Below are 14,413 nucleotides of genomic sequence, written 5' to 3'. Positions count from 1 at the left end.
CCGGCGACAATATTTCTGGTGATTCAAATTCTGCCGCTGAGGTCTCTTTTCCTGCAGGCGATATGAAGCGTCCCGAAGCGACCCGCGTTATTACGGTGAGTAACCAGAAGGGCGGCGTGGGGAAAACCACCACAACCGTTAACCTGGCTGCCGCGCTTGCTTTAGAGGGCATGCAGGTTCTGGTGATCGATAACGATCCCCAGGGTAACGCCTCTACCGCGTTGAATGTTCCTCACTCTTCTGAAGTTCCCTCGACCTACGATGTCCTGATTGAGGGGACACCGTTGTCTGATGTGGTTCAGGATTGCCCTGACGTGGACAACTTGGTTGTTGCTCCTGCGACGATCGATCTTGCTGGCGCCGAAATTGAGTTGGTCTCTCTTGAGGACCGTAACGTGCGGTTGGCTACAGCTATCCGGGACTACGCCGAGTACCGTGAGGCCAACGGCCTCCCTCGTCTCGATTTCGTTTTCATTGACTGCCCGCCGTCGTTGGGTCTGTTGACGGTTAACGCTTTCGTTGCAGCGCGTGAGGTTCTGATCCCGATCCAGAGTGAGTACTATGCACTCGAGGGTTTGAGCCAGCTGTTGAGCAATATCGAGTTAATCCGTGAGCATCTGAACCCTGAGCTTGCGGTGAGCGCTATCTTGTTGACCATGTACGATGGCCGCACCAACTTGTCCTCGCAGGTTGCCGAAGAGGTTCGGGGGCATTTCCCTGATCAGGCCCTAGATTCCGTGATTCCACGTTCGGTGCGTATTTCAGAGGCGCCAAGTTTCCAGCAGACTGTGCTGACGTATGACCCGACGTCCACTGGCGCCTTGGCATATATCAACGTTGCGCGGGAACTTCTGAACAAATAAAGCATTTTTACTTGAGTGCACTGTTGATCCGCTGTCAACAGTGGATTCCTGGATCGAGTCCTTTTACCTGACCTGCCCTAAGGGTATCCAAGGCGCAATTTCCGTATTTCGGCTCACTTCTCGGCCATTCGAGTCTTTCGGGGCGTTTCACGTGAAACGCGGACCTACGGATACAACGCGTCTACGAGTAAGACGGACTCATGAATGCAACGCGCTTCTGAATGCGGCGGGCCCATCAATACGATGGGCGCAGATCGGGGCCACTCGAACTGGTAGGGGAGCGGACGGAATCCATAGCGGTTTGCTGCAGCGTGGAGTCAGTTCTATTAGAGTTCGTGCGTTCAGAAGCGGTGCCGGAGGTAGATGCTGTAGGTAGTTAGACTTCCGGATACATTCTGCAGGGATTCTCCGGGCGTCACTGGAGATGTTGACTCGTCTAGGTTTATGCCGCTAGCTCGTGAATGGCTCTGGTCTAATTAGCTGACTGCGTATGTGCACTAGTTCACTGTTCTAAACTGCGTCGGTGGGGTAGGAGGGTCCCTTCCGACCTGCACGAGCCACGCACGTAGCTGTTGAGCCAGGTGAGTAGGTTCCACTGTGCGTGAGTGCGTCTGAACAATAGGCAGACAATCTTCCCGGTTGTTCGGCTTTCTGTCCTTGAAGCCCGGCGTTCTTCAGTAACGGCAGGAGCGTAGTTCTTGTTTCCGCAGGAACGTGGCAACTAGGTGATGTTATGAGAACCCGGTGATGCTGAATGCCAGTGCCCGTTTCACGTGAAACGCAGGGAGTAGAGAGTGGTTAGCAGGTAAGCGACAAGGCGAATTGTTGCAGCGTTGCAACGCTAACTGAAATAGGGTCTTGTGCGTTTGAAGGCGTCTCAGTTCTCGCGCACATGACCTCAGAGAGCTATGCGGGGACGCCTGCAACGAAGGGGATCCCTGCTTGCGTACCAAAGGAAGACGGGACGGGAATGTAATGTGTCAGGACATCGTTCCGCTTTTGGGCACGGCCAAGGCGCCCCGGTAACGTACCGGCACTCATGCGGTTCCCGGTGTTCCCTGGGCTATCTTGCTGCCGCAGCGGCTGGTCTATTCCGGTGTAGTCGCAACTCGCGGTCCACCGGAACAGCCAGTTTCTGCGCCGGCCCGTCTCAACTTGGTCTGCGGCAGTGGACTGGTCGCACCTTGTCTTGTGCGGGACGATGTCGTGACACATAGTTGGGGGGTGTCGTGACACATCTCTGGGCTGAAAGAGGTGATTTCGGGTGAGTGATGTCGTGAAACCAGGTAGAGACAGGACGGGCGCAAGGTGATAGTAGACGGCGTTTCTTGGCTATTCCCTGCCAGAACAAGCGAACCCGGAAGAGATGCACGAGCTCGTTGGACCGTTTCACGTGAAACCCAGGCATGAAACTAGCCTGCGATAGGGATGGAAACCGTATGAGGCGGGAGCCCGCGGCTCACTGTACTGATCAGGAAAAATGAATTGCGGGGAAACCTACCAAGTCCAAGGCCGGGATTCGCGCCAAAGCGGATAAACTAGTTGCGAGCGAAGGAGCGTTTAGATGGCCACACCACGTAGGCGCGGTCTCGGTAGGGGACTAGGTGCACTCATCGGGGCGAGCACCCCACAACAATCCGCCAACGAAACTACAGCGAACAACGAAGATACAGAGCAACGAGCCAAGACCCGTACAGAGGCCGCGAAGGGCGCGACTCGTACGAAGGCATCTTCTCAGTCCTCGGCTACATCTGCGGAGACCGGATCTAAAAAGTCGAAGACTCAAGCAACACAAAAGTCTTCCACCACTAAGGCGAAATCTGCGACGACCAAGACAGGTAGCGCTAAGGCGTCGCAGAGTAAGCCTACGTCGACCAAAGATGATGCGAAAGCAACCAAGAGTGAGGCGCGTACACCCGCTGAGAAATCTAGAGCAAGCAACACAACTGGACGCTCTAAGGCGTCTGAAGTTTCACGTGAAACGCAGGCAACTTCAGCCTCCAATGTCCAGGGTGGTAAATCCGCGCGGAAAGCAACGGGGGATAAAGCTAACCACAAGCGGCGCCCTGTGGACTTCTTCTTCACCACCGAGGCGGATCGCAGCACTGAACATGATTCAGTAGACGGCAGTGGCGCCCACGAGACTAGGCGAGACTCGCGATCACGAATGTCTGTACCAGACGTGCTCTCGACTCGGAGTCAAGAGAGTGTTTCACGTGGAACGAGAGGCTCTGCTGGTAGCGGCGACATTGAGACGGCGACGGCAGGTGACGACTTAGTTGCAGTGCCAGGCGCGACGTTCAGCGAAATTCCCGTCGATGACATTCACCCGAACCGTAAACAGCCGCGGCAGGTATTCGACGAAGAAGAACTCGCTGAGCTAGTTCATTCGATCAAAGAGATCGGCCTGCTTCAACCGGTAGTCGTGCGGCCTTCACGCGAAGAAGGTGGACCACGGTATGAGTTGGTGATGGGTGAACGCCGCTGGCGCGCCACCCAAGAAGCAGGTTTCGATGTCATCCCTGCCATTATTCGGGAGACCGATGACTCTGACCTGCTCAGGGACGCCCTGCTTGAAAACCTTCACAGGTCTCAACTCAACCCGCTTGAAGAAGCAGCCGCGTATCAGCAGTTGATGGCTGAGTTTGAGTGTACTCAGGAGGAGTTGTCTGAACGCATCGGTCGTTCCCGTCCTCAGATCTCCAATACGATCCGGTTGCTACGCCTGCCAGCGTTGGTACAGCGCCGTGTGGCCGCAGGGGTTCTCTCGGCAGGTCATGCGCGCGCCATCCTGGCCCTGAGCAGCACCGAGGATATGGAAAAGCTGGCGCAACGTGTAGTCAACGAAGGCCTTTCTGTACGTGCGACTGAAGAGCTCGCTCAGGCTATTGAACGTCAGGGTGAGCCTCAGAAACGTCGGAAGGTTGCTGAGCCTCGCAGGCAGGAGCGGTTGGACTTCTTCGCCAACCAACTCCAAGACCGGCTCGAGACTAACGTCAAGATTACGCTTGGCGCCCGCAAGGGTAAGGTGCAAATTGACTTCGCCTCAGTTGATGACCTCAACCGCATCATGGGCATCATCAAGGGCGAGACGGGTCTCGGAGAGTAGCTCTTGTATTGCCCGCGTGAGTCCTTGACTGACGTGTTGACCGTGAAACGAGGTAGGGCCTGGTTCGGAAGCTATCCGAACCAGGCCCTACCTTTTGTGTCCCATAGTGGTGATGTGTCGTGACTGTATTGATGTGGTAGTTCCGCCTTCCGCTTCTTGGTGGATGTTTCAGGACATCGTTCCGCGTTGTGCGGTCAGCAAAGACGGCCAGGGAACCTCTCTGCAGTATTGCGGATTCCGGTGTTCCCAGGGCTGTTTTGTTCCGGTTGCCGCTACTGCACACTGATGTATTCGTTGTTCCTGACCGCCGGGACAAGCTCATTTTGCCGCCGCCCGTGTCTTGACGTGGGATGCAATGACGGAAGGCTCGCACCTCGCCTCGTGATGTGAACGATGTCGTGACACATGGGTGAAGAAGTCGTGAGACGTGATTGGAAGGGTGTCATGAGAGATCTCTGGGGTGGACAGGGTGGTTGCGGGTGAACCCTGTCGGGAAACCAAACACTTCTCAGACCTGCACATTGTTGCTGCAGTGGGTCATGACCTCAACACATTGATCCGTGCCATTGACTTCGTAGTTGCAGACGGTGTGGATCCCGTTGTATGAAATGAGCGCCCACCGAGATACGCGGTAGCAGGGGAGTGGTTGTTTCATGTGAAACATTGGACGCGGATTGTCCGTCGGGCAGCGTTCAGATTATTCATGAGGCAAGGTGTGCCGGCCGTTCCTGGCAACCACGTCGACGCAGGACCACGCAGCAAGACGCAGAATCTGGTTTCCAGGACAGAAGTAATGAGTGGCGTCGGCAGTGCACATCAACTGCAGATACAACAGAAGAAGACTGTTAGTCAGCACGAAACAGAATGTACTGAGTCGCGTCATCGTTACGCTATGCGAGGCGAGCATAGGTTGCGTGGAATATCAGAAGCGGTACGTTCGAGGCCGATGCGGGGGAGTGGTAGAGGCGCCGGATAAGACAGGACGAAGGAACGCTGGGCCAGTACATGGCGGCTACATCAGCTAATAGGACCGGCGCCTGTCTGCAGATAGCACTGTCACTCACGCGTCCTGATTGCCAGTCTTTCGTGGGCGTCCACATGCGTGCGCACTCGTACCCGTGTGCCCAGACCAAGTTCACGCTGTGAAAGCTGAAGAAGGCACAAACAAGTGATTGCAAGCGACGGTCGAACAAGCCAGGCTCGTTGCACATACAACAGGGTCTCTCCATCGACGCGCAGGCCAAGTAGGAGACACGGAAAGGAACGGAGTATCGGGGCGGCTCAATGCCTCAGAACAGAAGACTCAGAACACAGACGCCGAACAGAAGGCTCCGAACAGCAGACTCAGAGCAGATAACTCCGAACAACAGACCGGAGCAGGAGGGTCGGAACGGAGGATAGGTTAGGAACGTGATTGCGTATGCGAAGCGAGTGGATAAGAAATGAGGGAGTCAGTTCCCACTGGAACTGACTCCCTCATGCATGTCTACGTTTCACGTGAAACGCTAGCTAGTATCCGCCGTGTTTCACGTGGAACAAAGGAACGGCCGAGCTGCGGCATGTTTCATGTGAAACAAACCCGGTCGATTAGATGTAGTCCTTGAAGGCGTCGAGTAGCTGAGCCTTTGGCTTCGCACCGATAGAGGTAGCGACGTGCTGGCCACCCTTGAAAGCGAACACAGCAGGGATCGAGGTGATCCCGTACTTCGCGGCGATACCCTGGTTCTCGTCAACGTTGACCTTGACTACCTGCAGCTTCCCTCCGTCCTCTTCCTGGATCTCCTCGAGAACCGGTCCAAGGGCGCGGCAAGGGCCGCACCATTCTGCCCAGAAGTCCACCAGAACGGTCTTCTCATTCTTGAGGACCTTCTCCTCGAAATCTGCTTCAGTTACATCAATAACGTTGCTCATATCTACTCCTAAAACTCGATGGGAAAAGATTGTTGGGTTCGGGACAGACGCACGCTCTACCAGCGAGGCGGCTGCGGAACTGTGTACGGATCTCTATGTACGGAACTCGATGTACAAATCTATGGGGGAGAGTGCGGCCTAGTTCTGGGGGAGGGCGGCCTAGCTCTCCTTCAGCGAAGCCAAGTAGTGCTCCACGTCAATGGCTGCGGTACAACCAGAACCTGCAGCCGTGATGGCTTGCCTATAGGTTGGGTCCACAACATCACCCGCAGCGAATACGCCAGGGATCTTGGTCTTAGAGGTACGGCCTTCAACTGCGATAGTGCCCTCGTCGGTGATATCGAGCTGCCCGGCAACCAACGAAACGCGAGGATCGGAACCAATAGCGATGAAAACGCCAGACGCGTCCAGTTCACTCTCCGCGCCCGTCACCGTGTCACGTAGACGAACACCTGAAACCTTGTCATCACCCAGAATCTCTGTGACTTCGCTGTTCCACCGAACTTCGATGGAAGGATGGTTCAGTGCCCGATCAGCCATGATCTCCGAGGCACGGAACGAATCACGGCGGTGAACGATCGTAACCTTGGAAGCGAACTTCGTCAGGAAGAGCGCCTCCTCCATGGCAGAATCTCCGCCGCCAACAACAACGATCTCCTGATCACGGAAGAAGAAACCATCGCACGTGGCGCACCAGCTCACACCATGACCGGTGAGTCGCGTCTCCGACTCCAGCCCAAGCTCACGATACGCCGAGCCAGATGCGACAATCACAGAACGCGTCTGGTAGATAGTGCCGTCACTGAGCACAACCTTCTTGACCTCGCCATCGAGCTCAAGAGCGCTAGCGTCATCGTAGATAACTTCAGCGCCAAAGCGTTCAGCCTGCTGCTGCATATTCGTCATCAGATCAGGACCCATGATCGCTTCAGGGAAGCCAGGGAAGTTCTCGATCTCAGTGGTCTTCATGAGCTCACCGCCGGCATCGACGGAGCTTGCAATAACGATCGGTTTAAGATCAGCGCGGGCGGTATAGATCGCTGCCGTGTAACCGGCAGGACCGGAACCGACAATCACCACATCATGAATCTTTTCAGTGCTCACCTAACATGGCCTTTCATAGAGGACCCACCGTCATGGGTTCCACGGTACTGACCGGCAGCCGCACATGACGTTACAAAACCCTAGGAGGACCGCCCAGCGTGGGCAGAATGCAACGCCAACACGAACTGCGCTCACTCGTTAATAGAAACAAGAAACGCAGGTGAGCTATTCCAGAGCAGAAACGAATAACGCGCCTACAGTGCTAGTCCACTGAGGCGCGTTATTCATTCTGATGTGCTGAATCTACAAAGCGGTCCAGCACGGCGTCCACGGTGTCGCGGAACGGTACATTTACTCGACGTTGATCTCTGCGACAGTGAAACCATAAGGGCGTCCAGAAGGGCCACCGCTAGCAATCTTTGGAAGCTCGGTAATGTTCACGAAAACATACTTCCCTTCAACGCCCTTACCGAGCCCGGCTTCTAGGGTTGGGCCAGAGAACGAGCCTGAATAGGCTTCCTTAGCATCAGAAATGTTCTCCGTGTCACCCACTAGAATCTGCATGTTTCCGCCAACGCCATTCAAGCCCTCAAGCTTGACTTGCTTGACAGAGGCGGTCTCTTCAAGCTCCAGAACCAAAGCCATCGACTGAGCGTAGTTACCGAACTGCGGCGTGGTGTAGCTGTACGTCTGATAGGACGTCGCTAGCGAGCCATCGATCGCCTTCGGCAACTCGCCGTCAGTATCCGCATTCAATTCAGGCGCGCCAGGAACCAGACGGCTGATGGACTGAACAGCCGGTTTAACTTCCTTCTCCTTTTCCTTCTCGGAAGGAGATGGAGACTCAGAACCCCCTGAGTTCTCCGGCTTCTTCTTGTTCTCCTGAGAAGCAGAAGCAACAGGTGCCGGGGATTCCTTGTCTTTGGTGAGGTTTCCGACAGCGAAGACGACACCGCCGATCATCAGCAGGCCAAGCAGACCCCCGACGATTACACGGGTCAACTTGTTGCCGCTATCTTCCGGTTCAGCATCTTCGAACGCCTGCGACTGAGTGCCATCTGCGGAAGCGGCCGCGCCGCTTGCGCCCGCGCCAGCACCCGCAGCAGCTCCGGCACCGAACGCCTGGCGTGGGAAACGAGATGCAGGACGCATCTCGCCATCGCGCTCAGAAGCTTCACGGGCGGCACGCGCATCTGCATCCTCACGGCTTTCACGCATGCCGGGGGTGACGATGGGGTTCATCTCAGTCGGGACATCAGCGAAGTCAAAGCCGCCGAACCCAGTGAAACCACCCGCGGCTGCGCCCCCGCCAGTACCCCTCCCATCAGTACCCCTGCTACCGCTGCGACCGGTACCCCGACCAGTGTCCCGGTTCCGTGCGGACTCCTGGGAAGCCTCGCTGGCTGAGGTGGGCACGCTCGCGATCGGGCCGCTCTGGTAAGAATCAGAAGCACCGGCAGACGATGGCTCAACAGGTGGAAGCTCCGAGGAGCCTAGATTCTCGGGCTGAGTCTCGTGTGGGTCGCTGATCGCTGGATGCTGCGATCCAGCCCCAGCCCCGGCGCCACTGCCACTGCCAGCCCCAGCCCCAGCCCCGGCGCCACTGCTGGCGCCAGAACCTGCCCCGGTACCTGCCGGTGCGCCAGCGCCGAAACCTGCTGCCCAGGCGCCGGAACCCTGCTCGTCATTGCTCTCATCATCGGTATCCCAGGAGTCGTCGTAGACGTCCTGATTCCTGTTGCGGCGGTTGCGGAACCGGCCGGCGAAACCTGAGAACAATGGTTTGCGGGCTTGTTCGTGGGCGAGTTCTTCGTAGTATTCGGCGTCGTCGTCGTAGACCTGTGGTTCGTAGGAGCGGGATTCGCCGAAGATCTCGGAACCGAGTGTGTCGGTCATGAACGGTTCAACGTAGGGAGTGCCGTTCTCGATGACCAGGTCAAGCATGTCTGCCGCTTCAGCGTCAGCGGCGATGAGGTAGGTAGTGGACTGACTGATGCCGAGGTCGAGGACCTTCACCGGGGAGGGCCGGGTTTCGATCGCGATTTCGCGGGCGGCTACGGCGAGTCGGGTCGCGTTATGCGGTGCCGCAGTGAGGATGGAGACGGCGCGGTTGAGGACTTGGTCGGTGCCTGCGTACACGCGGTCGCCTTCTTCGGTCGCGACGATGAGCTCGCCAACCTGATAGCGCCCGCCTAATACGGTGCCGCTGTCGATCTCTTCCGACACGTTTACTCCTCGAACTCGACCAGCCTTGCCGGTCCTGGTTGGTGTGCGGTGCGGCTGGTGCGTTTGTGTTGGAAACTGTTTCTATTGTTCATGCTACCGGGGAAGTTCCCGCGGATGCGTTAGCGCGAAACCTTGAGTTTGCGCAAAACAGGGGCGAGGAAGTCGTCGAGTTCTGGGATGCGTGCCAGTTTGAGGATTCCGAGGTAGGCGGCGAGCATCACGATGCCGGTCATGCAGATGGTGGCGATGGCTGGCAGGTAGCCGCTCCAGGCCCACCCGTAGTCGTAGGCGCCGAAGCTGTAGGCCAGTGTTGCTCCGATGAGGCCGGCGCCGACGGCGCACCACCCGATTTTGATGTATTGGTCCATGACGTGCCCGGCCCCGTAGTGGCCGTATTTTTTACGGATGGTGAGGTGGGCGACGATGGTGAGTGAGATGTGCGCGATGGGGAATGAGATGCACAGGGCTTGTGCGCGGATTTCCCATGGCACGCTGTAGGCGACCAAGATGGCGGCTGCCAGGGTTAACGCCGAGTAGAACACCTGCAACAACATCGGCGTAAAAGTATCTTCTTTCGCATAGAAGACGCGCATAAGGAAGAAGTTATAGGACTGCCATGGCAGCCCCAGCGCCATCAAAAGAATCAACGTCGCCGTTGCGGAACCGGCTGCTGCGGACTGCACGCTGGTACCGCCGAAAAGCCTTCCAAGCGGACCAGCCAAAACGACCAAAGCGACCGTTGAGAACAGCATCGGGATGGCGATGGTCCTCAGGCCATGCGAAAGCAAGTGGCCTACGTCCTTGTCGCGTTTCTCGCTGAACGCGTTGCTGAACTCGTTGAACAGCACGGTAGCCAGCGATAGCGCGAAAAGGCTGTGGGGGAGGACCACAATCAACTGGGCCTGGTTGAACGCGGTTTCACCCGGGATGGACGGGTTGCCTTCACGGACCGCGGTTGCGCCGGAGACGACCTTACCGGTGTAGAGGTTGACGATGTTGCCAAGCGCCATGGCTAACAGAGTCCAGGCAGCCATCTGGCCGACTTTACGCAGTCCCATTCCGCGGAAACGGAAGTCAGGACGTAGGTTGAGTCCGAGCTTTTTCAATGGCCAGAACAATATGAGCGCTTGCGCTGCCACACCGAGGGTTGCGCCACCGGCAAGCACCACGGTTTGGTGGGTGGTCCAGTTGGCGAAGTACAGATCAGAACGGCCGGTATAGGCGCCGAAGAAGAATATGTAGATCGCTAGTGATGCGACCTGGATGACGTTGTTAGCCACAGGTGCCCACATGTAGGCGCCGAAGCGGTGGTGGGCGTTCAAGACCTGGCCCACAACGGCGTATACCCCGTAGAAGAAGACCTGCGGCATGCACCAATAGGTGAATACGGTTCCGAGCGCGATCATCGCTTCTGACCACCCGGAGGACAAGATTCTTGTGAGTGTGTGGGCGCTGGCGGTCAAGACTGCGGTGAACGTAGCCATCACGAGGATCGTGAGCGTCAGTAGCTTGGACGTGTATTCGCTGCCGCGGTCAGCGTTCTTTGACGCTTTGATCAGCTGCGGCACGAGGATGACGTTGAAAACGCCGCCTGCCAGCAGCATGAAGATGATCGTGGGCATCGTATTCGATTTCTCGAAGATGTCTGCCACGTGGGTTGTTGAGCCGATCGCGATGGCGAGCATCGCGGTGCGCATGAATCCGAGTACCCGGGAGATGAGGGTACCGGAGGCCATGAGGGCGACTGCTTTGCCTCGGCGATTGGATGCGCCTGCGCTTGTTTCGTTTCCGAGGTCGGGGGTCTTGGACTGTGCGGAGGCGTTAGTGCTCTCAGAGCTCATGCGTCTCGATTACCTCTCGGGCCATTTCGGCGATTCTGCGTTCGTTGAGGAAGGTGAGTCGGCGCGGGAGCTCGACTAGGGGGACCCAGTCCACGTCAACAGCCTCATGGTCTGGGTCGTTTTCGATGGTGAGTTCGCCACCGGTTGCTATAAGAAGGAAGTGGTGAACGGTTTTGTGGACCCTGTATTGGGGGACCATGAACCAGTAGTCGATGGATCCGAGGGGCACGAGGATTTGCCCTTGGATGCCGGTTTCTTCAGCGATTTCGCGTACTGCGGCTTGTTCGTGTGTTTCTTGGCCTTCTGGGTGTCCTTTAGGTAGACACCATTCGAGGCGGCCTGCGCGGTTGTAGCGCGCAATGATGGCTACGCGCAGGTCAGGGGAGTCGGGATCGATGACGATTCCGCCTGCGGATACCTCTTCAACTGTTGGTGTTGAGGGGGATAAACGCTGTGATGCCCGCAGTGTGCGGGTACGTTCCCACGCCAAAGCAGCCGTCAACGGCGTGCGGCGCTGTGGGTTCGGAACGTGGTCACTCATATCGGACACTTTAGCTAATACAGCTTGAGGCTCTCAGGGTGCCGTGCCGTTTAGAGGTAATTTTGGTTGGCTCGGCTCGGGTTCTTTCCGCGATATCTGGAAAGATAAGGAGCGTGATTCAGCTACGTGATGTGCAGTTGCCGGCGCTTGCCCTTGAGTTGGGTGAGCGGTTTATTGCTGCCGGTTTTGAGTTGGCGCTGGTTGGTGGGCCGGTGCGTGACCTGTTTTTGGGGCGGGCGGCACCTGATTTGGATTTTACGACGAACGCGACTCCGGATCAGATTCTGGATGTGGTGCGTGGTTGGGCTGAGGCGACGTGGGATGTGGGCCGTGAGTTCGGCACGATCGCTTTGCGCAAGCGTGGTGAGGATATTGAGATCACTACGTATAGGGCTGATGTCTACGATGCGGGTTCGCGTAAGCCGCATGTGCGGTTTGGTGAGAAGCTCGAGGATGATTTGGCTCGCCGTGATTTCACGGTCAATGCGATGGCGTTGCGTTTGCCTGCAGGTGAGTTGGTGGACCCGTTTGGTGGGCGCGCGGATGTCGAGGCCGGGGTTTTGCGTACCCCGTCTGGCCCGGAGATTTCGTTTTCGGATGATCCTTTGCGGATGATGCGGGGCGCCCGTTTCGTGTCTCAGCTGGGTTTTGAGTTGGCTAGGCCGGAGCGTTCGGCGATGCAGCAAATGGCAGCGCGCTTGGAGATTGTCTCTGCTGAGCGGGTTCGGGACGAGCTGAATAAGTTGATGTTGGGTTCTGATCCCGCCTCGGGGTTGCATGTGATGGTGACAACGGGTTTGGCTGACTATGTGCTCCCTGAGTTGCCTGCGTTGCAGATGGCGACGGATGCGAATCATCACCATAAGGATGTGTATCAGCATTCGTTGACTGTTTTGCGGCAAGCGATCGAGCATGAGGGCACGTCTGCTGACGATGCGGTGCCTGGCCCTGACTTGGTGTTGCGTTTGGCTGCACTTCTGCACGATATCGGTAAGCCGGCTACGCGCCGGTTCGAGAACGGTGCGGTGAGTTTCCGTAACCACGAGGTTGTGGGCGCGAAGATGGCGCGTAAGCGTTTGCGTGCGTTGCGTTATGACAATGCGACGATCAAGGCCGTGGTGCGGCTGGTTGAGTTGCATATGCGTTTTTATGGTTATGCGGATGTCGCGTGGTCGGATTCTGCGGTGCGCCGTTACGTGAATGATGCCGGTGATGTTTTGAGCCGCCTGCATTTGCTCACCCGTTCTGATGTGACGACGCAGAATCGGCGTAAGGCTGAACGGCTTGAGCATGCTTATGACGATCTTGAGCGCCGCATCGAGGAGCTCGCCGAGCAGGAGGCGTTGGATGCGATCCGCCCAGACCTGAATGGGCAACAGATCATGGAGATCCTAGACATCAAGCCGGGCCCTGTTGTGGGGCGGGCCTATAAGTTCTTGCTTGAGAGGCGCCTGGACCGCGGGCCGGTTTCAGAGGAGCAAGCGAAACTAGAGTTGCTCGAGTGGTGGGCTGAACAGGACGCCTAGGCCAACTACTTACAGCGATGCGGGGCGCCACCAACTGTTGGTGGCGCCCCGCATCGTTCTCCCTATCGGCCGTTGCCCTGGGGCCAAGACTTCAAGTTTAGGAGTCTTTTTCGCCGCGGATGAAGGCTTCGACGTCGGCGTGTGCTTGTTCGTCGTTGACCTGCACTGGAGGCGACTTCATGAAGTAGGAGGAAGCTGAAAGCAGCGGGCCGCCGATGCCGCGGTCCAGGCCGATCTTCGCGGCGCGGATCGCGTCGATGATGACACCAGCGGAGTTAGGGGAGTCCCACACTTCGAGCTTGTATTCGAGCGAGACCGGGGCATCGCCGAAGTTGCGGCCTTCGAGGCGTACGAAAGCCCACTTTCGGTCATCGAGCCACCCAACATAGTCGGATGGGCCGATGTGAACGTCGCGTTCGGCGAGCTTCGCGGACGTGTTCGAGGTGACGGCCTGGGTCTTGGAGATCTTCTTGGATTCGAGGCGTTCACGCTCGAGCATGTTCTTGAAGTCCATGTTGCCGCCCACGTTGAGCTGGTAGGTGCGGTCAAGGATCACGCCGCGGTCTTCGAAAAGCTTGGCCATGACGCGGTGCGTGATGGTTGCGCCGATTTGGGACTTGATGTCGTCACCGACGATGGGCACGCCGGCTTCACGGAACTTCTCGGCCCATTCGGTGGTTCCGGCGATGAATACTGGGAGCGCGTTGACGAACGCGACGCGGGCGTCAATGGCACACTGGGCGTAGAACTTATTCGCTTCCTCGGAGCCGACAGGCAGATAGGAGACCAAAACGTCAACGTTGGCTTCCTTGAGAGCCGCGACGACGTCAACTGGTTCTTCCGTGGACTCTTCGATGGTCTCGCGGTAGTACTTGCCGAGGCCGTCGAGGGTGTGGCCGCGCTGGACCGTCACACCGGTTTTCGGGACGTCGCAGAGTTTGATCGTGTTATTTTCGGATGCTTGAATCGCGTCGGCGAGGTCGAGCCCAACCTTCTTGGCGTCAACATCGAATGCCGCAACGAAGTTCACATCGTTGACGTGGTAGTCGCCGAACTGCACGTGCATCAGACCCGGGATGGTCTGGTCTACTGCGGCGTCTTTGTAGTATTCAACGCCTTGCACGAGCGAGGTCGCACAATTGCCGACGCCCACGATGGCGACGCGGATTGCGTTATCCGACACGGAAACCGTCTCCTTGGAAATAGAGAATAAAGGCACCGCGAAAGCGGCACTTGAGATCTGCGCTCAGTTTAGTTCATGGCCCGCGCAAAGTTCGTCTATGTCACTAGGCGCCACACGTCGTCACAGGGGCAACATGTCGCCGGGCAACGCGGCTCACGCGTGTGCGGCA

General features: G+C 57.3%; 9 protein-coding genes. 3 read left to right on the top strand and 6 right to left on the bottom strand.

Features of this window, described 5'->3' with window-relative positions; all coding sequences use genetic code 11:
* The first annotated feature begins 62 nt into the window (after positions 1-62).
* Together J2S67_RS09085 and J2S67_RS09885 are read left to right on the top strand one after the other, a co-directional pair.
* Positions 63-863 carry a ParA family protein gene (locus J2S67_RS09085; RefSeq protein ID WP_052048410.1) on the top strand — a complete coding sequence of 267 codons (801 nt, stop codon included), beginning with the start codon at positions 63-65 and terminating at the stop codon, positions 861-863.
* A 2,167-nt stretch (positions 864-3,030) separates the two neighbouring features.
* The gene (locus J2S67_RS09885) at positions 3,031-3,972 is read left to right on the top strand and encodes a ParB/RepB/Spo0J family partition protein (RefSeq protein WP_407682070.1); all 942 of its coding nucleotides are present in this window, start codon (positions 3,031-3,033) and stop codon (positions 3,970-3,972) included.
* A 1,587-nt stretch (positions 3,973-5,559) separates the two neighbouring features.
* On the opposite strand, the gene trxA is transcribed toward J2S67_RS09885, so the two are convergent.
* The 5 genes from trxA to J2S67_RS09055 form a co-directional block, all read right to left on the bottom strand.
* A complete protein-coding gene (gene trxA, locus J2S67_RS09075) occupies positions 5,560-5,883 on the bottom strand; it encodes a thioredoxin (RefSeq protein WP_310248408.1) in 324 nt (107 codons plus the stop codon).
* A 159-nt stretch (positions 5,884-6,042) separates the two neighbouring features.
* Positions 6,043-6,987 (bottom strand): thioredoxin-disulfide reductase, encoded by a 945-nt coding sequence (gene trxB, locus J2S67_RS09070; protein ID WP_310248406.1) that lies wholly within the window; start codon positions 6,985-6,987, stop codon positions 6,043-6,045.
* A gap of 291 nt (positions 6,988-7,278) precedes the next feature.
* Positions 7,279-9,153, bottom strand: a complete 1,875-nt coding sequence (locus tag J2S67_RS09065; protein ID WP_310248403.1) for a hypothetical protein — start codon at positions 9,151-9,153, stop codon at positions 7,279-7,281.
* Between the two features lie 119 nt (positions 9,154-9,272).
* On the bottom strand, positions 9,273-10,994 hold the full coding sequence (gene murJ, locus J2S67_RS09060) for a murein biosynthesis integral membrane protein MurJ (protein WP_310248401.1): 1,722 nt from the start codon (positions 10,992-10,994) through the stop codon (positions 9,273-9,275).
* The gene (locus J2S67_RS09055) at positions 10,984-11,535 is read right to left on the bottom strand and encodes an NUDIX hydrolase (RefSeq protein WP_083285482.1); all 552 of its coding nucleotides are present in this window, start codon (positions 11,533-11,535) and stop codon (positions 10,984-10,986) included. Before J2S67_RS09055 ends, murJ begins: the two co-directional genes overlap by 11 nt.
* Positions 11,536-11,648: 113 nt before the next feature.
* Here J2S67_RS09055 and J2S67_RS09050 point away from each other — a divergent pair, with 113 nt between their 5' ends.
* Positions 11,649-13,061, top strand: coding sequence for a CCA tRNA nucleotidyltransferase (locus tag J2S67_RS09050; protein WP_310248396.1), 1,413 nt, complete (start codon positions 11,649-11,651; stop codon positions 13,059-13,061).
* 97 nt (positions 13,062-13,158) lie between these two features.
* Here the strand turns inward: J2S67_RS09050 and J2S67_RS09045 are convergent, their stop codons facing one another.
* Complete coding sequence (locus tag J2S67_RS09045) at positions 13,159-14,244, bottom strand: inositol-3-phosphate synthase (RefSeq protein ID WP_310248393.1); 1,086 nt, start codon at positions 14,242-14,244, stop codon at positions 13,159-13,161.
* Positions 14,245-14,413: the final 169 nt, after the last annotated feature.

The sequence above is a fragment of the Pseudoglutamicibacter albus genome, assembly GCF_031458175.1.
GTDB lineage: Bacteria > Actinomycetota > Actinomycetes > Actinomycetales > Micrococcaceae > Pseudoglutamicibacter > Pseudoglutamicibacter albus.
This window is presented reverse-complemented; position numbering and strand designations above follow the sequence as displayed.